At 55.1% G+C, this 25,818-nt stretch carries 21 protein-coding genes, 1 other RNA gene and 1 pseudogene; 7 read left to right on the top strand and 16 right to left on the bottom strand.

Features of this window, described 5'->3' with window-relative positions; genetic code table 11:
- Window positions 1-156: 156 nt before the first annotated feature.
- The 11 genes and pseudogenes from L6R44_RS13045 to L6R44_RS13095 form a co-directional block, all read right to left on the bottom strand.
- A pseudogene (locus tag L6R44_RS13045) lies at window positions 157-1,458 on the bottom strand (L-cysteine desulfidase family protein).
- 20 nt (window positions 1,459-1,478) lie between these two features.
- Entirely contained in the window at window positions 1,479-2,810 is a 1,332-nt protein-coding gene (locus L6R44_RS13050; RefSeq protein ID WP_237424460.1) for an amino acid permease, read from the bottom strand.
- 261 nt (window positions 2,811-3,071) lie between these two features.
- Entirely contained in the window at window positions 3,072-3,482 is a 411-nt protein-coding gene (locus L6R44_RS13055) for a Spy/CpxP family protein refolding chaperone (protein ID WP_237424461.1), read from the bottom strand.
- A gap of 153 nt (window positions 3,483-3,635) precedes the next feature.
- The gene (gene pflB / locus L6R44_RS13060) at window positions 3,636-5,930 is read right to left on the bottom strand and encodes a formate C-acetyltransferase (protein WP_237424462.1); all 2,295 of its coding nucleotides are present in this window, start codon (window positions 5,928-5,930) and stop codon (window positions 3,636-3,638) included.
- A 16-nt stretch (window positions 5,931-5,946) separates the two neighbouring features.
- Window positions 5,947-7,155 (bottom strand): propionate kinase, encoded by a 1,209-nt coding sequence (tdcD, locus tag L6R44_RS13065; protein ID WP_237424501.1) that lies wholly within the window; start codon window positions 7,153-7,155, stop codon window positions 5,947-5,949.
- Window positions 7,156-7,185: 30 nt separating this feature from the next.
- Window positions 7,186-8,517: a threonine/serine transporter TdcC gene (tdcC, locus tag L6R44_RS13070; RefSeq protein WP_237424463.1), complete on the bottom strand. Its 1,332-nt coding sequence runs from the start codon at window positions 8,515-8,517 to the stop codon at window positions 7,186-7,188.
- Window positions 8,518-8,526: 9 nt separating this feature from the next.
- Window positions 8,527-9,516, bottom strand: coding sequence for a bifunctional threonine ammonia-lyase/L-serine ammonia-lyase TdcB (gene tdcB, locus L6R44_RS13075; protein ID WP_032642723.1), 990 nt, complete (start codon window positions 9,514-9,516; stop codon window positions 8,527-8,529).
- A gap of 100 nt (window positions 9,517-9,616) precedes the next feature.
- Complete coding sequence (tdcA, locus tag L6R44_RS13080) at window positions 9,617-10,537, bottom strand: transcriptional regulator TdcA (protein WP_237424464.1); 921 nt, start codon at window positions 10,535-10,537, stop codon at window positions 9,617-9,619.
- An 849-nt stretch (window positions 10,538-11,386) separates the two neighbouring features.
- A complete protein-coding gene (locus L6R44_RS13085; RefSeq protein WP_237424465.1) occupies window positions 11,387-11,782 on the bottom strand; it encodes a hypothetical protein in 396 nt (131 codons plus the stop codon).
- Between the two features lie 4 nt (window positions 11,783-11,786).
- Entirely contained in the window at window positions 11,787-13,235 is a 1,449-nt protein-coding gene (locus L6R44_RS13090; RefSeq protein WP_237424466.1) for a PAAR domain-containing protein, read from the bottom strand.
- Between the two features lie 19 nt (window positions 13,236-13,254).
- Window positions 13,255-13,740: a PAAR domain-containing protein gene (locus L6R44_RS13095; protein ID WP_237424467.1), complete on the bottom strand. Its 486-nt coding sequence runs from the start codon at window positions 13,738-13,740 to the stop codon at window positions 13,255-13,257.
- Window positions 13,741-14,020: 280 nt separating this feature from the next.
- On the opposite strand from L6R44_RS13095, the gene L6R44_RS13100 reads away from it, so the two are divergent.
- A complete protein-coding gene (locus L6R44_RS13100) occupies window positions 14,021-14,377 on the top strand; it encodes a hypothetical protein (RefSeq protein ID WP_337249845.1) in 357 nt (118 codons plus the stop codon).
- A 13-nt stretch (window positions 14,378-14,390) separates the two neighbouring features.
- On the opposite strand, the gene L6R44_RS13105 is transcribed toward L6R44_RS13100, so the two are convergent.
- From L6R44_RS13105 to garL, 4 genes are all read right to left on the bottom strand, one after another.
- A protein-coding gene (locus tag L6R44_RS13105; protein WP_237424468.1) for an IS3 family transposase occupies window positions 14,391-15,526 on the bottom strand; the annotation gives its coding sequence in 2 pieces (ribosomal slippage) (window positions 14,391-15,280 and window positions 15,280-15,526; 1,137 coding nt in all).
- A 515-nt stretch (window positions 15,527-16,041) separates the two neighbouring features.
- An RNA gene (gene rnpB, locus L6R44_RS13110) (RNase P RNA component class A) lies at window positions 16,042-16,418 on the bottom strand.
- 59 nt (window positions 16,419-16,477) lie between these two features.
- The gene (garR, locus tag L6R44_RS13115) at window positions 16,478-17,368 is read right to left on the bottom strand and encodes a 2-hydroxy-3-oxopropionate reductase (RefSeq protein WP_237424469.1); all 891 of its coding nucleotides are present in this window, start codon (window positions 17,366-17,368) and stop codon (window positions 16,478-16,480) included.
- Between the two features lie 20 nt (window positions 17,369-17,388).
- Entirely contained in the window at window positions 17,389-18,159 is a 771-nt protein-coding gene (gene garL, locus L6R44_RS13120; protein ID WP_237424470.1) for a 2-dehydro-3-deoxyglucarate aldolase, read from the bottom strand.
- 373 nt (window positions 18,160-18,532) lie between these two features.
- Between garL and garD the strand changes: the two genes are divergently transcribed.
- Window positions 18,533-20,104, top strand: a complete 1,572-nt coding sequence (gene garD, locus L6R44_RS13125; RefSeq protein ID WP_237424471.1) for a galactarate dehydratase — start codon at window positions 18,533-18,535, stop codon at window positions 20,102-20,104.
- A 486-nt stretch (window positions 20,105-20,590) separates the two neighbouring features.
- On the opposite strand, the gene L6R44_RS13130 is transcribed toward garD, so the two are convergent.
- On the bottom strand, window positions 20,591-21,394 hold the full coding sequence (locus tag L6R44_RS13130) for a DeoR family transcriptional regulator (RefSeq protein ID WP_237424472.1): 804 nt from the start codon (window positions 21,392-21,394) through the stop codon (window positions 20,591-20,593).
- 239 nt (window positions 21,395-21,633) lie between these two features.
- On the opposite strand from L6R44_RS13130, the gene kbaZ reads away from it, so the two are divergent.
- The 5 genes from kbaZ to agaF are packed head-to-tail and all read left to right on the top strand — an operon-like array spanning window position 21,634 to window position 25,542.
- The gene (gene kbaZ / locus L6R44_RS13135; protein WP_237424473.1) at window positions 21,634-22,941 is read left to right on the top strand and encodes a tagatose-bisphosphate aldolase subunit KbaZ; all 1,308 of its coding nucleotides are present in this window, start codon (window positions 21,634-21,636) and stop codon (window positions 22,939-22,941) included.
- Between the two features lie 18 nt (window positions 22,942-22,959).
- Complete coding sequence (gene agaV / locus L6R44_RS13140; protein ID WP_126300131.1) at window positions 22,960-23,433, top strand: PTS N-acetylgalactosamine transporter subunit IIB; 474 nt, start codon at window positions 22,960-22,962, stop codon at window positions 23,431-23,433.
- 10 nt (window positions 23,434-23,443) lie between these two features.
- Entirely contained in the window at window positions 23,444-24,223 is a 780-nt protein-coding gene (agaW, locus tag L6R44_RS13145; RefSeq protein ID WP_045331040.1) for a PTS N-acetylgalactosamine transporter subunit IIC, read from the top strand.
- The gene (gene agaE, locus L6R44_RS13150; protein WP_045331038.1) at window positions 24,213-25,091 is read left to right on the top strand and encodes a PTS N-acetylgalactosamine transporter subunit IID; all 879 of its coding nucleotides are present in this window, start codon (window positions 24,213-24,215) and stop codon (window positions 25,089-25,091) included. The genes agaW and agaE overlap by 11 nt, the downstream gene beginning before the upstream one ends.
- Before the next feature lie 16 nt (window positions 25,092-25,107).
- Window positions 25,108-25,542: a PTS galactosamine/N-acetylgalactosamine transporter subunit IIA gene (gene agaF / locus L6R44_RS13155; RefSeq protein ID WP_237424474.1), complete on the top strand. Its 435-nt coding sequence runs from the start codon at window positions 25,108-25,110 to the stop codon at window positions 25,540-25,542.
- Window positions 25,543-25,818: the final 276 nt, after the last annotated feature.

Here is a 25,818-nt window from a genome sequence, read left to right on the forward strand (position 1 = left end):
ATCCATGCGCCTCGCCCCGGCCTACAGGAAACGCCTCAGCGATTTACAGCCGGACCAGGGCATCGCTGTAAGCCATTAATTTTCCCGAAGTCACATGCATCGCTTCAGGTATAACATTACTGGGGATCCCTCACCCCACAGGGAGAGGGAGATGCGCTACACCTTACTCGCCATAATCTCAATAATCTGCCGGTCCGTTGCCTGCATCGAGCGGCACGCCAGCGCGCACAGGTTTGCGATCGACTGCTACACATCGTGCGCCACAATCCCCTCGTTACCCGTCACGCCCGAGTCATCCAGCGCCATCATCACCGCTTTCCAGGCGCTACTGACGCTGGTTGAGACCTTCATGGCACAGCTGTTTGATGCCCCGTCGCAGATCATGCCGCTGACGTCGCCAATCATACTGCCGATCGCCGTCGCAATGGTCTGGTAACTGCCCCCCATCAGCCACGCCATCCCCGCCGCAGCGCCCATTGCCGCCGTTGTCGCCGCACACAGCGCGGAGAGGCGCGGAAGCTGGTAATGAATATAGATAGCCGACAGATGCGACAGCATCAGCGCCCGCGCCAGCCGTTCGTCATCAGCCTTAAGGTGCTCAGCGACCACGACAACCGGCATGGTGGCGGCGATCCCCTGATTACCGGAGCCCGAATTGCTCATCGCCGGCAGCGTCGCGCCGCCCATCCTGGCGTCCGATGCGGCGCTGGTGCGGATAACAATGTCTGACCCCAGATCCTGCGCCAGCCATCCGCGAGAACGCTGTTTACTGAGCGTTGCGCCTATGTGCAGCCCCCAGTGACCGCTTAAACCTTCGCGGGAGAGCGCATCGTTCAGACGCCCCGCATCGAGAATAAAGCGGATCGCATCGAACGGTATCTGTTCCACAAACTCAAGGATCTGCGAGAGCGTGGTGTTTGAGAGTACCGCCAGCGGATCGTTACTTACCTCGGCCTGCCGATCGTCAAGCCTGAAGCGCGTTTCGCCCTGACAAACCACTTCCACCACGCGGGTATGCCCCCCCGCAATGGTCACCATAGCCGAAGCCTCTCCGGCGTAAACGCAGGCACGCGAATAAAGGATCTCATCGCACGGCTCCTGCAATTTCACCTGCACCAGCCCGGCGTTGAGCATCGACCTGGCGCGCGCCAGCGCATCGGCGGTGGCGTCTTTCAGCACCTCCAGCCCCGCCTGCGCATTGCCACCGATGGCGCCCAGCGCCGCTGCAATGGGCAGCCCGACCATACCGGTACCGGGCACCGTCACGCCCAGCCCGTTTTTCATCAGATTTGGCGATACCCACGCCTCAATCTGCGTGACCTCCCCCGGCAGAAGGTCTGCGGCAATCGCACAGGCCAATGCCAGAGAAACGGGTTCGGTACACCCCAGCGCAGGCTTAACTTCTTCCTGCACCGCGCGAATAAATTGATTCCATAAAGGATGATTTTGCTCAGACATCGTTACGACCTTAATTACCCTCAGGAGAATGCGAGGAAAGGAGAAACACAAAGCAGCAGTCCGGTGATGATGATAATCACCAGCGATACGCCCTTATATTTATGCAGGGCCGGTACCTTGTGGACCAGCCATGCCGGGATCAGGCAACCCACCATGCCGAAGATAGGGCTACAGATGGAGGTGAAGCTCAGCACCGGCGCGTTCAGGACAATCGCGCTCCAGGCCAGCAGAATGGCGAACAGCATAATCCCGCGCTGGACGGCGTTCTCATTGATTTTCTCTGCCGGCATTTTGCGGTGCAGGATGTTCATGACGATCCCCTGCGTGGCCTCGCGAAAGCCGAGATAGACGCCGAAGAACGCGGTCATCACGGCGAAGATATTCAGGATCACGCTGACGATTTTGACCCAGCCCGCGCCGTCACCGCTGATAAACTGCGCCGCAATCGCCAGAGCCGAAATGTTCTGTTCGTACGCTTTAACCGCCTCATCGTGCCCCATCGCCAGCGTGAAGGAGACGGCGTAGAAAAAGACCGTCACAAACAGTATGCCGAAGGCAATATTCATCGCCCGCAGCGCTTTATGGCGCGCCACCTCCACGGATTTTTCCCGTGAACGGTATGAGATAACCATCGGGCTCAGGGTCTGAATAAAGAGAATCGAGGTTAAGGTAAAAGGCAGCGTAATGATGGCGTTTTTGATCAGCAGCCCCGCTGGCGGGAGCATGCCCACGTTGGCCAGGTGCCAGAGTCCAATCATCGACAGCCCCAGCGCCGCCACGACAAACAGCTTGGTAAGTACCATCAGGCTGGAGACTTTGAACAGCAGCTTTTCACCGCGTGAAGAAATCGCGACCAGAATGCAGATCAGGCATAGACCGTAGAATGGGTTCTCCGAGAGTAAACCGTCGGTCACGCCGAAGGTGTGCAAATACGAGGCGCTATCGTTGGTAATAGCCGTGGAATAGACAAACATCCAGATCACCAGCATCACGAAATAGAGCGCGCCTAACAAGATGCCCCAGTTTTTACCTAAATAGCCGCTAATTACGCTCGGGTAGTCTTTGCACTCCGGCGATTCCGCCAGCGTATTAATAAACAGGCGCTGGAACAGGTACATGGCCGGATAGCCAATTATTGATGAGAGCAAAAATACCCACAGCCCCATTAATCCTACCTGTACCGGGAGAAAAACAATCCCCGCGCCAATAGCCATCCCGATACTCATGATGACCCAGCCCGTGTCGGTGCTGTCGAATTTAATGGCCTCTTGCCACTCGCTTTCACTCATTCCCGCCCGCCTTGCCGCGGGGGAATCATTCACAATCACACTGCTGTTTGTTGCCGTATCCATGGGGCACTCGCTTATTTTGTAGGGTAAACAGTTGTTTTTATAGGGTTCCGATCGCCAGCGATTGCGAATCAGAGGGCAGCAGGTGCTTGTTATTGGTGTGGGAAGATCATATCCGCAGAGGCGGAGAAAAAAGTCATAATCTTTGTGTGGATTTTCAGAGGCTGGAGGAAAATTTGCTTTTATTCAGGTTTGAAATGTGGGATTTTTCTAAAAGTGACGACGTTCAAGAAATATAAACCCGCGCCATGCGCGGGCAGGAAATCACTCAGCCAGCGCGTTAGCCATATCGGTTCGAATCTGTTTACGCTGTTCCGGCGTTAACACCTGACTGACGTCGAAGTAATATTTCACGCGGTAATAGCGGGCCTGCTCTTCAATTTTGCTAAACGCGCTAAGCTGGCTCTTCACCGTGCTTTCGTCCCATTTGCCCGCCTGGAACATGTCGATCAGCGCGCGGTCCTTCACGCCCGTCATCGGGATCTTGCTGACGTTTTGTTCCAGCTGCTTATGCAGATCGTTAATCTTCTTAACCTGCTCGTTGCTGAGCTTCAGGTGCTGAACCAGCGGATCCTGCGATGGAGAAGGAGCTGCCTCAACGTTCGCGGCCTGCGCCGTAAAACTGCACAGGGCCAGCGCCGCGGCGGCCAACGCAATACGGGTCATTTTCATCATCTTATTATCCTTACATGCTGTGATAGGGAAGGGCAGACATATTGTTTTTCAAGAGCGGATGAATATGTGTGAGTAATTATATAAACAATTTTGTATGTTCGACGGGACAAAAAAATGCCCCCTGCGCTGAGGGGGCATGAGAACTGACTTTTATCAGATAGATTGGGTAAAGGTTCGCGAAATCACATCCTGCTGCTGCTCGCGCGTCAGCGCATTGAAGCGTACGGCATAGCCCGATACGCGGATCGTCAGGTTCGGATAATTTTCGGGATGAGCAATGGCATCCAGCAGCATCTCCCGGTTCATAACGTTAACGTTCAGGTGCTGCCCGCCCTCAATAGACGCTTCATGGTGGAAGTACCCGTCCAGCAGCCCCACCAGGTTGGTTTTGCGCACCAGCTCGTCCTTGCCCAGCGCCTGCGGCACGATGGAGAAGGTGTAGGAGATCCCGTCTTTGGCATAGGTGAACGGCAGCTTGGCAACCGACGTCAGCGAGGCCACCGCCCCTTTTCTGTCGCGGCCGTGCATCGGGTTCGCGCCCGGGGCAAACGGCGTGCCGCCGCGTCGTCCGTCCGGCGTGTTGCCGGTCTTCTGCCCATAAACCACGTTGGAGGTGATGGTCAGGATCGACTGGGTCGGTACCGCGTTGCGGTAGGTTGGCAGCGCCTGAATTTTCTTCATAAAGCGTTCCACCAGATCGCAGGCGATGCTGTCCACGCGATCGTCGTTGTTGCCGTACTGCGGATAGTCCCCTTCTATCACGAAATCGACCGCCAGACCGGTATGGTCGCGCACCGGTTTCACCGTGGCATATTTAATGGCCGACAGGGAATCCGCCGCTACCGACAGCCCGGCAATGCCGCAGGCCATGGTGCGATAGACGTCCCGGTCGTGCAGCGCCATCAGCGAGGCTTCGTAGCTGTACTTATCATGCATGTAGTGAATGAGATTCAGCGCGCTGATGTACTGCACCGCCAGCCAGTCCATAAAGTGATCGAGGCTCGCCATCACGGTGTCGTAATCCAGCACGTCGTCCAGCAGCGGCGCGGTCTTCGGGCCGACCTGAATCTTCAGCTTCTCGTCCACCCCGCCGTTGATCGCGTACAGCAGCGTTTTGGCGAGGTTGGCGCGCGCGCCAAAGAACTGCATCTGCTTGCCGATCACCATCGGGCTGACGCAGCAGGCAATGGCGTAGTCGTCGCTGTTGAAGTCCGCACGCATCAGATCGTCGTTCTCATACTGCAGCGAAGAGGTGACGATCGACACCTGCGCGGCATATTTCTTGAACGCGATCGGCAGCTGTTCAGACCAGAGGATCGTCAGGTTTGGCTCCGGCGCGGGCCCCATGGTGTGCAGGGTATGCAGATAGCGGAAGCTGTTTTTGGTCACCAGCGTGCGTCCGTCCAGCCCCATGCCGCCGATCACTTCCGTCGCCCAGATGGGATCGCCGGAGAAGAGCGTGTCGAACTCCGGCGTGCGCAGGAAGCGCACCATGCGGATCTTCATGATGAAGTGGTCGATCAGCTCCTGCGCCTGGACTTCATTCAGCCGCCCCGCCTGCATGTCGCGTTCGATGTAGATATCGAGGAACGAGGCCGTGCGTCCCAGCGACATCGCCCCGCCGTTCTGGGATTTTACCGCCGCCAGGTAGGCAAAGTAGACCCACTGCACCGCTTCCTGCGCGTTCATCGCCGGACGCGAGATATCAAAGCCGTAGCTCGCCGCCATCTGCTGGATCTGCAGCAGCGCGCGCTTGTGCTCCGCCAGCTCTTCACGCAGGCGGATCGTCGCTTCGAGATCTTCGCCGCGCTCCAGCCTGCCCTGCAGATCCGCAAACTGCAGCTCACGCTCGCGTACCAGATAGGCGATGCCGTACAGCGCCACGCGGCGATAGTCACCGATGATGCGCCCGCGTCCGTAGCCGTCCGGCAAGCCGGTCAGCACGCCGGATTTACGGCAGCGCATCATCTCCGGCGAGTAGACGTCAAACACGCCCTGGTTGTGGGTTTTACGCAGGTCGGTAAACAGGTATTCGAACTGCGGATCCATCTCGCGACCGTAGGCTTCGAACGAGCTGCGGATCATGTTGATCCCGCCGTACGGATGGAGCGCGCGCTTGAGCGGCTTATCGGTTTGCAGCCCGACGATCGTCTCCAGATCCTGGTCGATATAGCCCGGCCCGTGGGCCGTAATGGTGGTGGCAATGTTGGTATCAAAATCCACCGGGGCGTGGGTGGCGTTCTCCTGACGAATGCCGACCATCACCTTCTGCCACAGCGCCGTCGTTGCTGGCGTCGCCTGCGCGAGGAAAGCTTCGTCGCCGTCATAAGGGGTGTAGTTATGCTGAATAAAATCGCGCACGTTGACGGCGTTTTTCCATTCTTCACCGCGAAACCCGGCCCATGCGTCGCTGTAGGGCGCGACGCCCGTATCGATTGTTACTTTCATGTGGATTCTCGCTTTATCAGGCGTAAGCCGCAGCCGGTGTCACCTTCCCAAGACGGAGGGCGTCCAGCGCGATCATTTTTTCTTCGTTGGTAGGGACAACCGCGCAGACCACGCGGGACGACCCGGTCGAGATGACGCGCTCGCCCGCGCTGCCCGGCAGGGCATTTTTGGCGTCGTCGAGGCGGATGCCGAACACGTTCAGATGCTCCGCCACCAGCGCGCGGATCAGCTTCGAGTTTTCGCCAATGCCGCCGGTAAAGATCACGCCGTCCAGACGGTGCAGCGACGCCGCGTGCCCCGCAATATGCCGCGCAATGCGGTGAACGAAGGTGCGGATCGCAAGCACAGCCCGCTCGTTGCCTTCGTGCCACGCTTTCTCCAGCGCGCGTAAATCGGAGGAGATGCCGGAGATCCCCAGCAGCCCGGACTCTTTGTTGACCACACGCTCCAGATCCTCAAACGACTGGCCGGTCTGCTGGGCAATCCACGCCATCGCGCCAAAATCTACGTCGCCGCAGCGCGTGCCCATCATCAGCCCTTCCAGCGGCGTCATCCCCATGGAAGTATCCACGCTTTCGCCGTTGCGCACCGCGCAGATGGACGCTCCGTTGCCGAGATGGGCAATCACCAGGCCGCTGTCATCGGGGGACAGCCCGAGAAGCGTATGCGCCTGCGCGGCCACGTAGCGGTGAGAGGTGCCGTGGAAGCCGTAGCGACGCACGCCCAGCTCTTCAAAATAGCGGTACGGCAATCCGTACAGATACGCCTGCGGCGGCAGCGTCTGGTGGAAGCTGGTGTCAAATACCGCCACCTGCTGCGCGCCCGGGAACAGGCGCTCTGCGGCTTCCACGCCGCTCAGGTTGGCGTAGTTATGCAGCGGCGCCAGCGGGGAGACCTGGCGGATCTGCGCGATCACCGCTTCCGTAATCAGGGTCGACTCGCTGAAGAGGTCGCCGCCGTGCGCAATGCGGTGGCCAATTAAGGCCACGCTGCTCATCAGGTTACGCTTCTCCAGCTCCAGGGCGATGGCAGCCAGCGCCCCTTCGTAGTCCCGGTGAGCCAGCTTGACCGGCTCACCCCCGTTCACGGAGATAAAGGCCTTTTCAGTGTTGATACCGTCCGCAATGCCCGTCATCAGGGCCTCGCAGCTGCTGGCGTCGAGCACCGAAAACTTAACAGAGGACGAACCGCAGTTAATAACCAGTACTACCGGAAACTCAATCATCATGTAACTCCGCTCTTCCTGAGCAATGGGTTAGAACAGTTTGTAAACGATATTCAGAATGGTCAGCAGGCCCACAACCGTGACGAAGATGTTCTCGGGTTTGCCCTTATATTTCGCCATGGCTGGCGCTTTGCGGATGGCGTACATCGGCAGCAGGCACAGCAGAGAGGCGATGATTGGCGCACCCATGGCTTCAATAAGGTCGAGAATGTTCGGGTTAGCGTAGGCCACAATCCAGGTGGAGCCCATGATGAACACCATGCTGATGGTGTTCAGCTTGCCGACAGAGACTTTCTTCTTATCGCCCTTATAGCCGAACTTGAGGATCAGGCCGTTCAGCCCTTCCAGCGTGCCCAGATAGTGGCCGAAGAAGGATTTGAAGATAGCGACCAGCGCGATGATGGAGGCACCGTATTCCAGCACCGTCGCAAACGTCGATTTGGAGCCGGACATGGAGGCAAAGTGGTTTGCCAGGTAAGAAAGCACCGGAATGTTCTGCGCTTTGGCCTCAGCCATGTTCTGCGGGGAGAGCGTGAACAGGCAGCTAAAGGCGAAGAACATTACCACGGCCACCATCAGCATGCTGGCGCGGCTGATAATTTTGGAACATTTTTGCTCGGTGAACGCTTTACCGAACGTTGGCTCGTACTCTTCGCGCTTGGAGACCACGAACGAGGAGACGATAGGCGAGAAGTTGAAGGAGAAGACCATGATGGAGATACCCAGCCACACCGTGACCAGAATGCCGTCATGGCCGGTGAAGGCGATATCGCTCAGGTTGACCTGGTCGATCACCGCCGAGTTCCAGTAAGGGATCAGAGACAGGGAAATCAGCACCAGGCTGGCGATGAACGGGAACACCAGGAAGCTCATCACCTTCACCATCAGGTCTTTACCGAACCAGATAACAAAGGCCATCAGCAGCAGCAGGAACAGCGCCACCACGCCGCGGTTCAGCGCGGGCAGCTGGAGCTGGTTTTCCCAGAAGGTCATAAAGGTGTTGGTAATGGTGACGCCGTAAATCCACAGCAGCGGGCAAATGGCGAAGAAGTAGAGGAACGTGATCACCACCCCGCCGGTTTTACCAAAGTGCTCTTCCACCGTTTCGGTGATGTTGCCGGAGACGTTGCTGCCGGACAGGCACAGACGCGCCAGCGCGCGGTGGCAGTAAAACGCAATCGGGAACGCGAGAACCAGCATCAGCAGGATAGGAATCAGCCCGCCAAAGCCTGCGCGAATGGGGAAGAACAGCACGCCTGCGCCAATGGCGGTACCAAACAGGCCAAGCGTCCAGGTGGTATCAGACTTGCGCCAGGAGGACGTTTTTGTCTGGCCAACGATAATGCTTTCTGTGTTGCTCATAGGTCACCTTTATGCGTCAACGAAGCCGGTAATTTGGGAAACACGGGAGAGATCGATATTGCCGCCGGAAATAATGCAGACGGTCTTGCGGCCCTGAATATAGTGATCGAGCTTGCCGCTTAACAACGCGGCACAGGCCAGCGCGCCTGCGCCTTCCGTCACCACTTTATTTCGCTGAATAAGCGCGATCATGCTGTTGCGAATATCGTCTTCGCTCACCAGCACAATGTCATCGACCAGTTCACGAACGATTTCGAAGGTTAATTTCCCCGGGCGAGAAACGTCGCAGCCGTCGGCTAACGTGCCGGTAATGCGATGGTTAGTTATTTCTCCGGCCTGCCAGGAAGCGGCCATTCCGTGCACGTTTTCAGACTGTACGCCGATAATATTGATGGTCGGGTTGATCGATTTAATCGCCGTCGCAATCCCGGCAATTAATCCGCCGCCGCCGATAGGGACAATGACGTTATCCACGTCGTATAAATCTTCGAGAATTTCCAGGCCGATGGTGCCCTGCCCGGCAATCACTTTGGCATCGTCGTAAGGCGGAATAAAAATACGCCCTTCCATCTCGACGATTTCGCTCACTTTGGCGATGGTGTCGTTGAAGTTCTCACCGTGCAGCACCACTTCCGCCGAGTAGTCGCGCGTCGCGGCCACCTTGGATTTTGGCGCGCCCATCGGCATCACCACTTTGCCGTCGATGCCGAGCATGGCGCAGGAGAGCGAGACCCCCTGCGCGTGGTTTCCCGCGGAGCAGGCGACCACGCCCTTGCGTTTTTCAGCGTCGGTCAGCGAGCTTAATTTATTAAACGCGCCGCGAATTTTGAACGAACCGGTACGCTGCATGTTCTCAAACTTCAGGAATATTTCGCCCTTACAGCGCTCGCTGAGATAATTCGAACGCGGCATGCCGGTTTTATATATCTTGCCTGCCAGGCGTTTTCTGGCGTCCTGAATATCTTCAATGGTTACCGGGAGATCGTAAGTAATGTGCATAATATCCTCGTTATAATAATTCATTCTTTTCAGGCAAAGTCAGGGTATCAGAGCGTTAGAAAACTAAGCTCCGGGTATTTTTAAAATGCGTTCTATCAATTCATCGTCGTCTTTCGATATTCATCGACGAATATTGTTTTGCCAGCTCAACTAATACTGACGCTGATTTTTTAATTCTGTAATTTTTAGACCACACGGCGGCATAGCGCGCCACGGGTAATTCGTCTTCTACGGGCAGCACGATAAACTGGTCAGAACCGAACGGGGCAATCATGTCGCGGGGAATGACCGTCAGATAATCGGCATTCAGCACAAGGTTATAAATGGTGACGACGGAATCGGTCTGGACGATGTTTTCGATGCTGATGTGGCTGTCTTGCAGAGTGGTCAGAAGTTCTTTGTAGTAGCCCATATCGGTTTGCGGCATCACCCACTGCTCGTGCGTGAGCGATGCCAGCGTCGTCGGGCCGGTGCACGTTCGCGTTTTGCTGGCGACCAGCACAAACTCGGACTCAAACAGCGGCTCGACGTGCAGATCCTGCAGCAGCATTTCATCGCTCAGCGTGCCGATGGCGAAATCCAGACGTCCGTCGCGAATGGCCGGCAGGAAAGAGGAGAGCTGGGCTTCATACATGGATACGCGCGCTTTCGGGAACACTTCCTTGAATTTTTTGATCATTTCGGACAGGAAGGTAAAGCCGATCAGCGACGGATAGCCAAAGGAGACGTCCATCACGGTGCTGAAACTCAGGCTGTTGATCTCGCTCACCATGTTTTTCATTTCGCGGGTAATCGACTCTGAGTAGGAGAGCAGCACCTGGCCTGCGGCAGTGAGTTTTACGCCGGTGTTTTTCCGCACCATCACTTCTACGCCGAAGTAGGATTCAATATCGCTGATGATTTTGCTCACGGCGGGCTGCGTCAGGCCCAGTTGTCTTGCAGCAGAACCTATGGAGCCACTTTTAATGACTTCCTGAAATACCACGAGGTGCTGTGTTTTCGGTAGAATAATAGTGTTCATAATATTCTGCACTTATTTCCCTATGACGGGGTGGATTCTACTCAATAATGTTTAAAGGGGTATGTGCTGTTACTCACAATTTGCCTTCCGGCTCTTTTAAACCACACTATCAATAACAATAAAAATCACTATATATCAATAAGATATGCACATTTAAATACGCTGTTACGCTGATATTGATCAACAAAAATAGCAGTAATAAATTTATTTTATGGCGATAACCCGGATAAATTTCCACGCCCTTAAAAAAGCAATAAAGACGATATTTCAGGCAATTAAAGGCCAATAAATAACCGTTATTTGTTTGAAACATTCTTTCAAATTATCAATTTTTTTCGAGGTGGATTTTCAGACTTCCTTAAAAGAGTGGATTAGGTCACATATTCACGGAGGGAATGTATTTGATTTCAATATATGTATATCAAACGAGAAAAGTTTCGCGATCATTAGAGTAACAACATTAACAAATTATCAATACTAAAAATCATCTGTTTTTTAGCGTGAAATTTTGTGATGGAGATCGTCTACAGATGCAGGAGCGACGATGAAGGGATAAAAGCAGTGGAATGTGCTTAATGTCGCAAATATGAGAATTAATGTCGTTTGTCCGCTGCTGGGTGGCGCTGCGCTTACCCGGCCTGCAATCCCCAGAAAGCAAAAACCCCGCCGAAGCGGGGTTTTTTAAGAAGTTGAAGCTGACCGATAAGGCGGCTTCGTTCATCCATACGTCAGGCATCTACGGCGCTGGAGTTGTCTTGTGTCTCAGACTGTATCTCACTTTGTGTTACAGATAAAGCAGGTTATCAGGCAAAAGAAAGGCCGGGACAAAGCCCAGCCATAGACCTTTCCTCATCCCCCACCATGCTTCATCACAAACATTAAAATTCCAGCAATGATAAAAAATCCAAGGCTTGCGATGGCAAGGTATAGCTCCAAGTAAAATGGACCAATCAGACGCTTCGGTAAGCCTCGAATGAAATCCTTATCATCGTGTTTGGTCATGTTGGAACTTTTATTCCAAAGTAGTGGCTTAAAAATGAACTGCATTTTTACGCTGTAAGCAAAGTCTACGTAGAGGGTGTTTACGTCATCGAAAATTTGAACCATTGCTGGCAAGTCACCAAACTTCTCTTTGTACAATACGCAGATCTCTTTGTACCGTTTCTTGTTTAAAGCTGACGCTACCAAGCTCGCAATAGCAAATCCAAAGCCTAAGCAACCTGCGACAATGAACGCTTTATCCATTGTGCTAATCATCGCTGGTAGCCTCGTAAAGTTTTTCTCCCAAAAGACCGCCGATAGAAGAAATTGCTTTATCACTTCCGTAAGAGACTCCACCAGCTACACCAATCGTACAAAGTAATGCTCCAGCGCCACCGGCTTCAAAAGTTGCCGCGCCCAAAATTGCAACACAGACTGTTTCCGTCAAACTGCCAGCCAATATTTTTGTGGCAACCCTCCCACCAAGTAAACTCCCGGAAAACTCACCAATGGAAGTAAAAGCGGTTTTCTCACAATCCCTGCCTACGGTGCAGGCTTCGGTGATCTTCGCTGCGGTATCAAGGGCAGACAGGCCGAGGCCGATTTTCCCTGCGGTTTCCATCAGCTTCACGTACTTTGCCAGCTTCTCAATATGGGTAGCGTAACCCTCAATATCGCTAACGCCTGTCTCGTTCCAGCGGTGGGTAATAGAACGGCTGGAGAGGCCAAGGGCGCTTTTCAGATCGGTGTACTCGTTGAACATAAATCGATGCTTCATGAACATTTTGAGGACGCTATCAAGTTGACCAAACAACCGCCGACGCTCAACGAAAAACTGTTCGCCAATCAGTGTGCCGCTGGTGATGTACTGGTTTTTGTATGTCTTTTCGATCTCGACGAGGATTTTCTCGACTCTTTCGAAATATCCCTTTGCCGCTTCTGTCGCTCTTCCCGCATTTCCGGCTGCGTCGTTTGCAGTCGTGGCAGCGGCGGCGAACATCTCAATGGTATCTTTGTGCTTATACAGAAAGTTAGCTTGTTGGTGCGAGAGTGGCGCTAACGCCGTATCAATACGCGCCTTCGCGGCCTGCATGTGGGCAATCTGATCGCTGTCCTGCTTATCAGGGTCAACCACCAGCAGAATAGAACCGGCTTTATACTCCTTTCCTGCGCCGTTCAGAGCGCGGTAAAGTTCGCGCGTCCCTGCTGGTGGTTCGCCAGTAAATAGCCACGGCTCATAGGCTCCGGTTTCGGCACCAAAGGGTAAAACACAGAAACCAGCGTCTACAGGTTCGCGCTTTGAATCCTGTGGCTTGGGTTGTTCTTCTACGTGCTTTCTAGCGGTCTGGGCGTGTTGTTCCGGCTCTTGTACTGGTTCAGTTACGGCTTTTTCTGCCACTGGGGCCGTTGCTGCTTTTACTGGTGCCTGGTAAGGACCGTGCCGCATAAAAGTATGGGTGGCGATGAAAAATGACTTACACGGACATGTAGAACGACTGTAGAGCGTACTGGCGGCTAATTGCCCGTGAATAGACTCGCCGGGGTATCCACCTGCTACGCTGTAGGTGCCAGGATGTTTACCACAGGATACCTGACAGCCCACTGTTGCCTGTCTGTTTTGATTCGGGCCAATCTTCTTCCCTTTCGGGTGTCCGGTCAGCACTGATCCCCCGCAAGTTGTTTTATCGCCCTGTACTACCCAAAAACCTGTAGACATTTTCTGGACTCCTTAATTTTTAGAGTGCTGCTGGAGCGAGAAAATCGGCTGGCATTGCGGGGCTGTTATCTAACTGGCAGAGGAGAGCATAATCTTGTGGGGTGCTAACAATCACATCACCGTTATCAAGCTGGCTTCCTACGAGAGCAAAAGAAACGCCGTTGCCGCTGGTATTGACTGATCCCGATCCGTTGATGATTTTTGCGCGTGTTCCGTCAGGATAAACAACGTAGTCACCAACCATTGCCCGGCTTACTTCACTTCCATCCTCAAGAGTAAATGTATCGTTAGCGCTGGCTTGCTCAATTCTCCCTCCGTCACGAGTGAGCGCCCCAGTTGTGGCAAAACGCCAGATCGCTACTAAAGATCGCTCTTTCATTTCTTCAACGTGAGATTCGAATATCTGGCGTTCTGTCTCATTAGCGTTAGCCCAGCGTTCGGCAGGGAAAGGATTTTTATGTGAAGCGATGAGTGATGGGGTGATTTCGTTTGTATATTGCTGCATAAGTCCCTCTGCTTGCTGTGAATTTATCTTCTTACGTAATCCATTGTACGAATAACATCCATGTACCGGAAGTGGTTTTTCCTCAAAATGAAACTGCGTTCCATAATATTTACGTGGTGAATGTTTATTGTGTTTTCATTCAGCTTGTGAAACATCGAAACTTTTCACCGCTGCACATTTTTTCGACTTCGTGATGTAAGTGAATGTACCTGCGGCGCTACTGGTGTAGATGCACAGGCGCTTTCCTCCGGGGAGTTCTTGCTCGTCTGGGTTGTTCAGGGTGATGCGTCCAGCGCTGGCTTACTTTTTCACGATGAATGATAAGGCCGCTTTCGCAGTCTTTTACGTGGTCGCCATCGTCTGCGTGATCTTCGACCAAAAAGAAATGGTTAAGTCTGGAGACGAATCTAAACCACAGTTTGTTGGATCGGCGCTGGGTATTCTCGTTTTCCCGCCAATCTACGTTTACGGGCGAGCTAAAGCGGCGGGAATGAAGAAGGGCAGAAGGTGGGCGTGGTTTTTCGCATACATTGCTATTGGATTAGGCTGCACTTTTGCCACCATAACTATTGATGATGACGAATCATTGAAGACCAGCGCGTGCGAAATCACGACTGGACTGACCCCACGCCCATAGACAAATTCTGTCCTCACGACGAGGCCTGTTCAAAGGCCTCCGGACTGACGCCGCCGAGATGACTGTGACGCCGGGACCGGTTATAGAAGACTTCAATGTAATCGAAGATATCGGCCCGGGCCAGATCCCGGGTTTTATAGATGCGTTTTCTGATCCGTTCTTTTTTCAGTGAACTGAAGAACGATTCGGCCACCGCATTATCCCAGCAGTTGCCACGTCGGCTCATACTGGGTGCCAGATTATTGGCGCGACAGAACCGTTGCCAGTCGTCGCTGCCGTACTGACTGCCCTGGTCTGAGTGTACGATAACCTCGCCGTCGGGTTTACGTCGCCAGACTGCCATCATCAGCGCATCCAGCGCCAGCTCCCGCGACAACGTAGGTTTCATCGACCAGCCGACCACATTACGGGCGAAGAGATCGATAACCACCGCCAGATACAGCCAGCCCTGCCAGGTGCGGATATAAGTAATATCGGTGACCCAGACCTGATTGGCCCGGACAACAGTAAACTGCCGCTGCACGCGATTAGGGGCAACCACTGAAGGTCGGCCGGCGATACGACGCGGTGCTTTATAGCCACGTACGGCTTTAATTCGGTTCAGTTGCATAATACGACCCACCCGGTTTTTGCCGCAGGTTTCACCGATTTCATTCAGATCGCCATGAACCCGACGATAGCCATATACGCCACCGCTCAGGGAATATGAATCGCGGATGAGCGTCAGCAGACGCTGGTTATCTTTATCCCGCGCAGAGACCGGATTATGCAGCCACGCATAAAACCCGGCCCGGGCAACGCACAACACCCGACACATCGTCATGACACCCCATACAGTGCGGTGCTCATTGATAAAGCGGTACTTCAGTCGGGCTCCCTTGCAAAGTACCGCGCGGCCTTTTTCAGAATGTCCCGTTCTTCCTCAGTGCGCTTCAGCTGTGCCCTGAGCTTCAGGATCTCGCTTTTGGCTTCCAGTAAATCCCGGGCATGCTGTTCGCTGTTATCAGGCTTGATAGCCCGTAGCCACTTGTAGAGGCTGTGCGCAGAAACGCCCAGACGGTCGGATACTTCGGCAACGGAATAACCGCGCTCCGTTATCTGACGGACGGCTTCTTCCTTAAATTCAGGTGTAAATCGTGGTGTGCCCATACGCTCCTCCTATCCTCAAACTATAGGGCAGGATCGTCTACCGGACCGAGGTCAGTCCAACTATAGGGCAGGATCGTCTACCGGACCGAGGTCAGTCCAAAGTTAATGAAGTCGAGCTTCGTAGTCTCTTACGTACAGTTGTTGGAATTTTTTTTGCGGCGGAATAAAAAGCGACCTGAATACTGAGCAAATAATCATCAATGTCTTTTTGTTCTAATTTCTTCATTTTATGCACTATGTCCAATAGTTGGGCTGGCTCCATCTTGGACGATTTTACAAGAGAAATGAGCATAGTGAGACGGGAAGATATAAACCTTGCTCTACTGGCTGAGTCGCAGCCCAGAGACATGCGAAAAAAACCGCCCGAAGGTAGTCTGAAATGAAGGCTGTAGCGGTTGCCACGCTTTAGGACATTCGAGATGGAACAGCCGTTGGTGTGTCTCGTTTGTATCACAGTCTGTGTCACATTTTCACCTATGAAGGCCTGAGACACACCAACGTATTGTTTTAGAAGAAGTTGAAGCTGACCGATAAGCCGGGTTCTGTCGTGGACAGTCATTCATCTAGGCCAGCAATCGCTCACTGGCTCAAGCAGCCTACCCGGGTTCAGTACGGGCCGTACCATGTGAACCCCTATTTGGCCTTGCTCCGGGTGGAGTTTACCGTGCCACGGACTGTTACCAGCCGCGCGGTGCGCTCTTACCGCACCCTTTCACCCTTACCTGATCCCGCTTGCGCGGGCCATCGGCGGTTTGCTCTCTGTTGCACTGGTCGTGGGTTTCCCCCCCAGGCGTTACCTGGCACCCTGCCCTATGGAGCCCGGACTTTCCTCCCCTCCGCCCGTCTCCCCCGAAAGGGACGACGACGAAGCGGCGACTGTCTGGTCAGCTTCGGCGCGCAGTATAGAGGGTTTGCGCGCCGCTGTCACCCTCAGGTAGGGGTAAGCCGTGATTAACGCGCCACTTCTACCTTTGCCAGTTTTTCGTAATAGCACGCAATCGCGCTGTGATCGGCCGTGCCCAGGCCATCGGCACGCAGCGCCTGCATCATCTCCATGACCGCCGCGGTCAGCGGCAGCTGCGCGCCCACGCCGTGTGATGTATCCAGCGCGTTCGCCAGATCTTTAATATGCAGGTCGATGCGGAAACCGGGTTTGAAATTACGATCCATCACCATCGGCGCTTTGGCATCCAGCACGGTACTGCCCGCCAGGCCACCGCGAATGGCCTGATAGACCAGGTCCGGATTGACGCCCGCTTTGGTTGCGAGGGTCAGCGCTTCGGACATCGCGGCGATGTTCAGCGCCACAATGACCTGGTTCGCCAGCTTGGTCACGTTGCCCGCGCCAATTTCACCCGTATGCACCACGGAGCCTGCCATCGCTTTCATCAGGTCATAGTATTTATCGAAAATAGCTTTATCACCGCCGACCATCACCGACAGCGTGCCGTCGATCGCTTTCGGCTCGCCGCCGCTGACCGGCGCGTCCAGCATATTGACGCCCTTCGCTTTTAGCGCCTCGCTGATTTCACGGCTTGCGAGCGGCGCGATAGAGCTCATGTCAATCAGCACCAGGCCAGGCCTGGCGCCGTCGATAATGCCGTTTTCTCCCAACGCAACCTCTTTAACGTGCGGGGAGTTTGGCAGCATGGTAATGATGACGTCGCACTGCTCGGCAATCGCTTTCGCGGTGGTGGCCGTTTCTGCGCCCGCCGCCATAACCTCCGCTACCGCATGCGAATTGTGATCGGAGACCACCAGAGAGTAACCCGCTTTGATGAGGTTCTTACTCATTGGTTTACCCATGATCCCCAGGCCAATAAAACCCACTTTCAGCGTCATAACTGTTTCCTCAATGATGGTTATTTTTTAAAAGCGTCCGCTAATTTTTGCGTCGCTGAGCGGAACACCCCAAGATCGCTGCCGACGGCAACAAAGGTGGCTCCCCACTCCAGATAGCGACGGGCGTCAGCCTCAACCGGCGCCAGGATGCCGCACGGTTTACCGTGTGCCTTGGCGCGGGCAAAGATGTGCTGGATGGCGCGCTGCACGTCAGGGTGGCTGGCGTTACCCAGGTGTCCAAAGGCGGCCGCCAGATCGCTTGGTCCGACAAAGATGCCGTCCACGCCGTTTGTGGCGGCAATCGCGTCGACGTTATCCACGCCCTGCTGGCTTTCGATCTGAACCAGAATGGTGATGTTGCTATTAGACTGGGTGAAGTAGTCCGGCACGGTGCCAAACATATTGGCGCGATGCGAAACGGAGACGCCGCGGATCCCTTCTGGCGGATAGCGCGTTGAGGCCACGGCCAGCGCCGCCTCTTCTTCCGTCTCCACAAACGGGATCAGGAAGTTGTAGAAACCGATATCCAGCAGGCGCTTAATAATCACCGGCTCGTTAGTCGGCACGCGCACAACCGGGGCGCTGGGACTGCCTTTCAGCGCCATCAGCTGCGGAATAAAGGTGCTGATATCGTTCGGCGCATGTTCGCCGTCCAGCACCAGCCAGTCGAAACCGGCCAGGCCCAGCACTTCGGTGCTGATGGGGTTTGCCAGCGCGGACCAGCAGCCAATCTGAATCTGGTGCGCCGCGAGGGCCGCTTTAAATTTATTCGGAAAGATATCGTTACTCATCGTATTTACCTTTTTAATTCCGCAGCCTTTTCAGCATCATTTTATTTATTCAGACACCGCGCCAGCATGATATTTATTTTTCTGACGTATTTAGGCGTAATAAAATCGTCATTCAGTATAAGACGCAAACCACGCGCGCACATTGTTTGAATGCTCAAGGATTGCGGTACATTTGGATAAAAATTTTTGCATATGCCCTGGATGCTGGGCGCTAATGCACAGAATCAAGGATTACGGGTTCCGGAGCGATCGCGATCACATTTTCATATCGCCTGTACTGACATGCTTTATTTCTGAAAGCCGCGTATTTATTTCTACCATTAGAAAATTGGCTGACCTTAATATCAGACACTTTGCTGGAGAATACTGAACAATGGCCGACATTGAAATTCGACAGGCATCGCCGACGGCGTTTTATATAAAAGTACACGATACCGATAACGTGGCAATTATTGTCAACGACAATGGCTTAAAAGCGGGCACCCGCTTCCCGGACGGGCTGGAACTGATCGAGCATATTCCGCAGGGACATAAAGCCGCCCTGGTGGATATCCCTGCTAACGGCGAAATCGTACGTTACGGTGAAGTCATCGGCTACGCCGTTCGCGCTATACCGCAGGGGAGCTGGGTTGAGGAATCGCTGGTTGCGCTGCCGGAAGCGCCGCCGCTGAACACGCTTCCGCTGGCGACCCGCGTGCCGGAACCGCTTCCTCCGCTGGAAGGCTATACCTTCGAAGGCTACCGCAACGCGGACGGCAGCGTTGGCACCAAAAACCTGCTCGGCATGACCACCAGCGTGCACTGCGTGGCGGGCGTCGTGGATTACGTGGTGAAAATCATCGAGCGCGATCTGCTGCCGAAATACCCCAACGTCGACGGCGTAGTTGGCCTGAACCATCTCTACGGCTGCGGCGTAGCGATTAACGCCCCCGCTGCCGTGGTGCCGATCCGGACCATTCACAATATCGCCCTGAACCCAAACTTTGGCGGCGAGGTGATGGTCATCGGCCTGGGGTGCGAAAAACTGCAGCCTGAGCGTCTGCTGCAGGGCACGGAAGATGTCAAAGCCATTCCGGCAGACGAGGCCAGCATCGTGCGCCTGCAGGATGAACGCCACGTGGGCTTCCGCTCAATGGTCGACGATATCCTGCAGGTGGCGGAGCGTCATCTGGAAAAACTTAACCGCCGCCAGCGTGAAACGTGCCCGGCCTCGGAGCTGGTGGTCGGCACCCAGTGTGGCGGCAGCGATGCCTTCTCCGGCGTGACGGCCAACCCGGCGGTGGGCTATGCGTCCGATCTGCTTGTGCGCTGCGGCGCCACGGTGATGTTCTCCGAGGTAACCGAAGTGCGTGACGCCATCCATCTCCTGACGCCGCGCGCCGTCAATGAAGAAGTCGGCAAACGCCTGCTTGAGGAGATGGCCTGGTACGATAACTATCTCGATATGGGCAAAACCGACCGCAGCGCCAACCCCTCGCCCGGGAACAAAAAAGGCGGCTTGGCAAACGTGGTGGAAAAAGCCCTCGGCTCCATTGCCAAATCCGGTCAGAGCGCCATTGCAGAAGTGCTCTCTCCGGGCCAGCGTCCGACGACGCGCGGCCTGATCTATGCAGCAACGCCGGCCAGCGATTTTGTATGCGGCACGCAGCAGGTGGCATCCGGCATTACGGTGCAGGTCTTTACCACCGGACGCGGCACGCCGTATGGCCTGATGGCGGTGCCGGTGATCAAAATGGCGACCCGCACCGAGCTGGCAAACCGCTGGTATGACTTAATGGACATCAACGCGGGCACCATCGCCACCGGGGAAGAGAGCATTGAGGACGTGGGCTGGAAGCTGTTCCACTTCATTCTGGACGTGGCGAGCGGGCGGAAGAAAACGTTCTCCGACCAGTGGGGATTGCATAACCAGCTGGCGGTGTTTAACCCGGCACCGGTGACGTGATGTCCCCTCATCCTGCCCTCTCCCGATAGGGGCTGAGGGATCCCCACAAAATAATGCCAGCACAGTCGGCCCCCTCTCCATTGAGGGAGAGGGTTGGGGTGAGGGGGGGAACATACGGCTGTAGTGGTCATTCCGTTCACTTCATGTTCCTTGCTACTTTGTGACAAAATGACCGGTGAACGTGCCAGGGTGGCTCAATCGCCACCACCCTGGCGACCCGGGCTCCCGGCGGTAAATCGCCGCTTCGCGGTGCCCTCAGCTTATTCCTTCAGGCTATCGGGTCGGGCATGAGCCTGCATCCCTGCAGGCCACGCCCTCTCGGCGCATCCCTGCGCCTCGCCCCGGCCTTCCGGAAACGCTTCGGCGATTTACAGCCGGACCGGGGCATCGCTGTAAGGCATTCATAACCCTGATGGCACATACATTGCTTTAGGTTTGAAAATTACTGGGGATTTCTCAGCCTCATAGGGGAGAGGGTAAAAAAACTTACACCAGCACCACTTCAATTCCGCTCTTACGCAGCCCTTCCAGGCTTTCAACCGGTATACCTTCATCAACGATAATCATATCAATCCGTTGCGTGTCGATAATCTTGTGCAGGCTTGAGCGGTTAAACTTGCTGGAGTCAGTCACCACGATAATGCGATCCGCCACCTCGCACATCTTGCGGTTCAGACGGGCTTCGTCTTCGTTATGCGTGCTCACGCCACGGTCGAGATCGATGGCATCGACGCCAAGGAACAGCAGGTCAAAATGGTAATTCTGTAGCGACTGCTCGGCCTGGTCACCGTAAAAAGATTGCGACTGACGGCGTAAATGTCCGCCGGTCATCAGCAACTCCACCCCTTCCGCTTCCAGCAGCGCATTGGCCACGTTCATGCCGTTGGTCATCGCAATGACGTCCGTGTGCTGGCGCAGCATGCGGGCGATTTCAAACGTCGTGGTACCGGAATCCAGAATAATGCGGTGGCCGGATTTAACCAGGGCGGCAGCGGCCTGCGCGATGCTGCGCTTCACCGCGGTATTCAGCGAGCTTTTGTCTTCCACGGAAGGTTCGACGCCCGACACGTTGGCTTCGCAAATCAGTGCGCCGCCGTAAGCGCGAACGGCAATACCCTGCTTCTCAAGAAAGGCGAGGTCGTTGCGGATCGTCACCGTCGATACGCCGTACAGATGAGACAGATCGTTAACCTGCACGCTTCCCTGCGCCCGCAACCGCTGAATGATCTGCTCTCGCCTTTCACTGGTGCCGGTGATGCGCTTTTCCGCGGATGAATCGGTGCTGCTCATGCGAGTTCCTTAATTAATATTCTTTCGTTTCATTTCGTTTTGCCTATTAAGGCCTTTCCTTTAAGGGAATGCAAGCCCTGCATGGTGACGATACGCAAGCTGGCATCGCGCTGAAACCTTTCATTATGTTTCTTTTGTGAAACAGATCGGAAAACTATTATCTTTCGTTTTATTTTTATATCACCATGATGCAGGATTAAATGAAACAAAACGAAAGATAAATATCATTGCCATCCGAAATGGAGAGGAAAGTGAAACATCTGACAGAAATGGTGGAACACCATAAACGGGGGAATTCAAACGGGATTTACGCCGTCTGCTCCGCGCATCCGCTGGTACTGGAAGCGGCCATTCGTTATGCGCATTCGCATCGATCCCCGTTGCTGATCGAGGCCACCTCCAACCAGGTGGATCAATTTGGCGGCTATACCGGCATGACGCCCGCTGATTTTCACGGGTTTGTCTGCAAGCTTGCCGAGTCGCTCGGTTTCCCGACGTCACAGCTGATCCTCGGCGGCGATCATTTAGGCCCCAACCGCTGGCAAAATCTCCCTGCGGAACAGGCGATGGCCAACGCAGACGATCTGATCAAAAGCTATGTTTCTGCCGGGTTCAAAAAGATCCACCTCGACTGCAGCATGTCCTGTGAGGACGATCCGGTTCCCCTGACCGATGCGATCGTCGCCGGACGCGCCGCACGCCTGGCGAAGATTGCCGAAGCGACCTGTCGCGAGCAGTTTGGTGTAGCCGATCTGGTCTACGTTATCGGCACGGAAGTACCGGTTCCCGGTGGCGCGCACGAGACGCTCACCGAACTTGAAGTCACCACGCCGGACGCAGCCCGCGCCACGCTTGAAGCGCACCGTCATGCATTAGAAAAGGAAGGCTTAACCGACATCTGGCCGCGCATTATTGGTCTGGTCGTCCAGCCCGGCGTGGAGTTCGACCATGCGCACGTCTGCGACTATCAGCCGCAGAAAGCCGTCGCCCTGAGCAAAATGGTTGAAGCCTACGACACGCTGGTGTTTGAAGCCCACTCCACCGACTACCAGACGCCGCAGGCGCTGCGAAAGCTGGTCAACGATCACTTTGCGATTCTGAAGGTTGGCCCTGCCCTGACCTTCGCCCTGCGCGAAGCGCTCTTCGCGCTGGCCGCCATCGAAGAGGAACTGCTGCCAGCGAAAGCCGTTTCTGGCCTGCGTCACGTGCTGGAAAACGTCATGCTCGATCGCCCGGAATACTGGCAAAGCCATTACCACGGTGACGGCAACGCGCGTCGCCTGGCCCGCGGCTACAGCTACTCTGACCGCGTGCGCTATTACTGGCCGGACAGCCAGATTGACGACGCTTTTGAACGGCTGGTGCGCAACCTGGCAGACGAGCCCATTCCGCTGCCGCTGATCAGCCAGTACCTGCCGCTGCAGTACGGCAAAGTTCGCGAGGGCGCTCTCAAGTCAACGCCACGGGAACTCATCATCGACCACATTCAGGACATACTCCAGCAGTACCACGCCGCCTGCGAAGGCGTAACAACGCAAAACGCATAATAAAAAGAGGAAAGCGCTATGCCAAACATTGTCTTATGCCGCATTGATGAGCGCCTGATCCACGGTCAGGTAGGCGTGCAGTGGGTGGGGTTTGCGGGGGCAAACCTGGTACTCGTCGCCAACGATGAGGTGGCTGACGATCCGGTTCAACAGAACCTGATGGAGATGGTGCTCGCGGAAGGGATCGCCGTGCGCTTCTGGCCGCTGCAAAAAACGATCGACAACATTCACCGCGCCGCTGACCGCCAGAAAATCCTGCTGGTCTGCAAATCACCGGCCGATTTTCTGAAGCTGGTTGAGGGCGGCGTGCCCATCACCCGTATCAACGTAGGAAACATGCACTACGCCAGTGGCAAACAACAAATTGCCAAAACGGTCTCTGTCGACGCGAACGATATCGCCGCGTTCAATGGCCTGAAAGCGGCCGGGGTGGAATGCTTCGTTCAGGGCGTTCCAACAGAAACTGCTTTGGATCTCTTTAAACTGCTCTGAGGGATTCACAATGGAAATCAGTCTGTTGCAGGCGCTGGGGTTGGGCATACTCGCCTTTATCGCCGGTCTGGATATGTTTAACGGGTTAACGCACATGCACCGCCCGGTGGTGCTCGGGCCGCTGGTCGGTCTGATTCTGGGCGACCTGCATACCGGTATTTTGACCGGCGGTACGCTGGAGCTGGTCTGGATGGGGCTGGCCCCGCTCGCAGGCGCCCAGCCGCCGAACGTGATTATCGGCACCATCGTGGGGACCGCATTTGCCATTAGCACCGGGGTGAAGCCGGACGTTGCCGTTGGCGTCGCCGTGCCGTTTGCGGTCGCGGTACAGATGGGGATCACGTTCCTTTTCTCCGTGATGTCCGGCGTGATGTCGCGCTGCGATCGCATGGCGGCCAATGCCGATACCCGCGGCATTGAACGGGTGAACTATCTGGCGCTGCTGGCGCTCGGCATCTTCTATTTCCTGTGCGCGTTTCTGCCGATCTACTTCGGCGCGGAACATGCGAAAACCGCCATTGATGTTCTGCCGGCACGGTTGATTGACGGTCTCGGCGTCGCGGGCGGCATCATGCCCGCCATCGGCTTCGCCGTGCTGCTGAAGATCATGATGAAAAACGTCTACATCCCTTACTTCATTATCGGTTTTGTCGCCGCCGCCTGGCTCAAGCTTCCGGTGCTGGCGATTGCGGCCGCCGCGCTGGCGATGGCGCTGATCGACCTGATGCGTAAATCACCTGAACCGACGGCTCCCGCGGCCCAGAAAGAGGAATTCGAAGATGGCATCTAACCAAACCACTCTGCCGGGCGTGTCTGAACGCGAAGAGACGCTGCTGACCGGCGTGAATGAAAACGTCTACGAAGATCAGAGCATCGGCGCCGAGCTGACGAAAAAGGATATTAACCGCGTCGCCTGGCGCTCCATGCTGCTGCAGGCCTCGTTTAACTACGAACGTATGCAGGCCTCCGGCTGGCTTTACGGATTGCTGCCCGCGCTGAAAAAAATCCATACCAACAAGCGGGACCTTGCGCGCGCCATGAAAGGACATATGGGCTTCTTCAATACCCATCCGTTCCTGGTGACCTTTGTTATCGGCATCATTCTGGCTATGGAGCGCTCCAAGCAGGATGTAAACAGCATCCAGAGCACCAAAATTGCCGTGGGCGCGCCGCTCGGCGGCATTGGCGATGCCATGTTCTGGCTCACGCTGCTGCCCATCTGCGGCGGTATCGGCGCGAGCCTGGCGCTGCAGGGTTCGATTCTTGGTGCCGTGGTCTTTATCGTGCTGTTTAACGTGGTGCACCTCGGCCTGCGTTTTGGTCTGGCACACTACGCTTACCGAATGGGCGTGGCGGCCATTCCGCTGATCAAAGCCAACACCAAAAAGGTCGGCCACGCGGCGTCTATCGTCGGAATGACGGTTATCGGCGCGCTGGTGGCCACCTACGTCCGCCTCAATACCACGCTCGAAATTAAGGCGGGCGATGCCGTAGTCAAACTGCAGGCCGACGTGATCGACAAGCTGATGCCCGCTTTCCTGCCGCTGATCTACACCCTGATCATGTTCTGGCTGGTACGCCGCGGCTGGAGCCCGCTGCGCCTGATTGGCATCACCGTGCTGCTGGGCGTTATCGGTAAATTTTGTCACTTCCTGTAAAAGCAAAGAGGTTGCGATGTTAGGCATTATTTTGACGGGTCACGGCGGTTTTGCCAGCGGGCTTGAGCAGGCGATGAAGCAGATCCTGGGCGCACAGCCGCAGTTTATCGCCATCGATTTTCCGGAAACGTCCACCACCGCGCGGCTGACCGCGCAGCTTGAGCAGGCGGTGAACGAACTCGATGCAGAGCACGATATTGTGTTTCTTACCGATCTGCTCGGCGGCACGCCGTTTCGCGTGGCGTCAACGATCGCGATGCAAAAACCGGGGCGCGAAGTCATTACCGGCACCAACCTGCAGCTGCTGCTGGAGATGGTGCTGGAGCGCGACGGATTAAGCAGCGAGGCGTTTCGCCTGCAGGCGCTGGCGTGCGGCCATCGCGGCCTGACGAGCCTCGTAGACGAGCTGGGGCGCTGTCGCGAGGAAGCACCGGCAGAGGAAGGGATATAACCCCCTAACTTTCGAAATCTGACTTTTTAAGCCCTACCTCTTATTTTCTTTCGGCCTTATCGGGTGACATCGTAAGGCCTTTCTTTTCCTTTCCTTAAATTCCCCCTTCCCTTTCACGATCACACTTTTCGTTTTATTTCTTTTCTTTCGTTGAAGTTTCGATTTCTTTTCTATAGATTTTATTTCACTGCTTATGTGAACAAGTGAAACGAAACGAAAGATAGCGACACGTTTACCAGCGTCTGATGTGGAATTCACACGACTAAGGACTGAGTT

Origin of the sequence: Enterobacter cloacae complex sp. ECC445 (assembly GCF_021892025.1) — a bacterium.
GTDB classification, from domain to species: Bacteria; Pseudomonadota; Gammaproteobacteria; order Enterobacterales; family Enterobacteriaceae; genus Enterobacter; species Enterobacter chengduensis.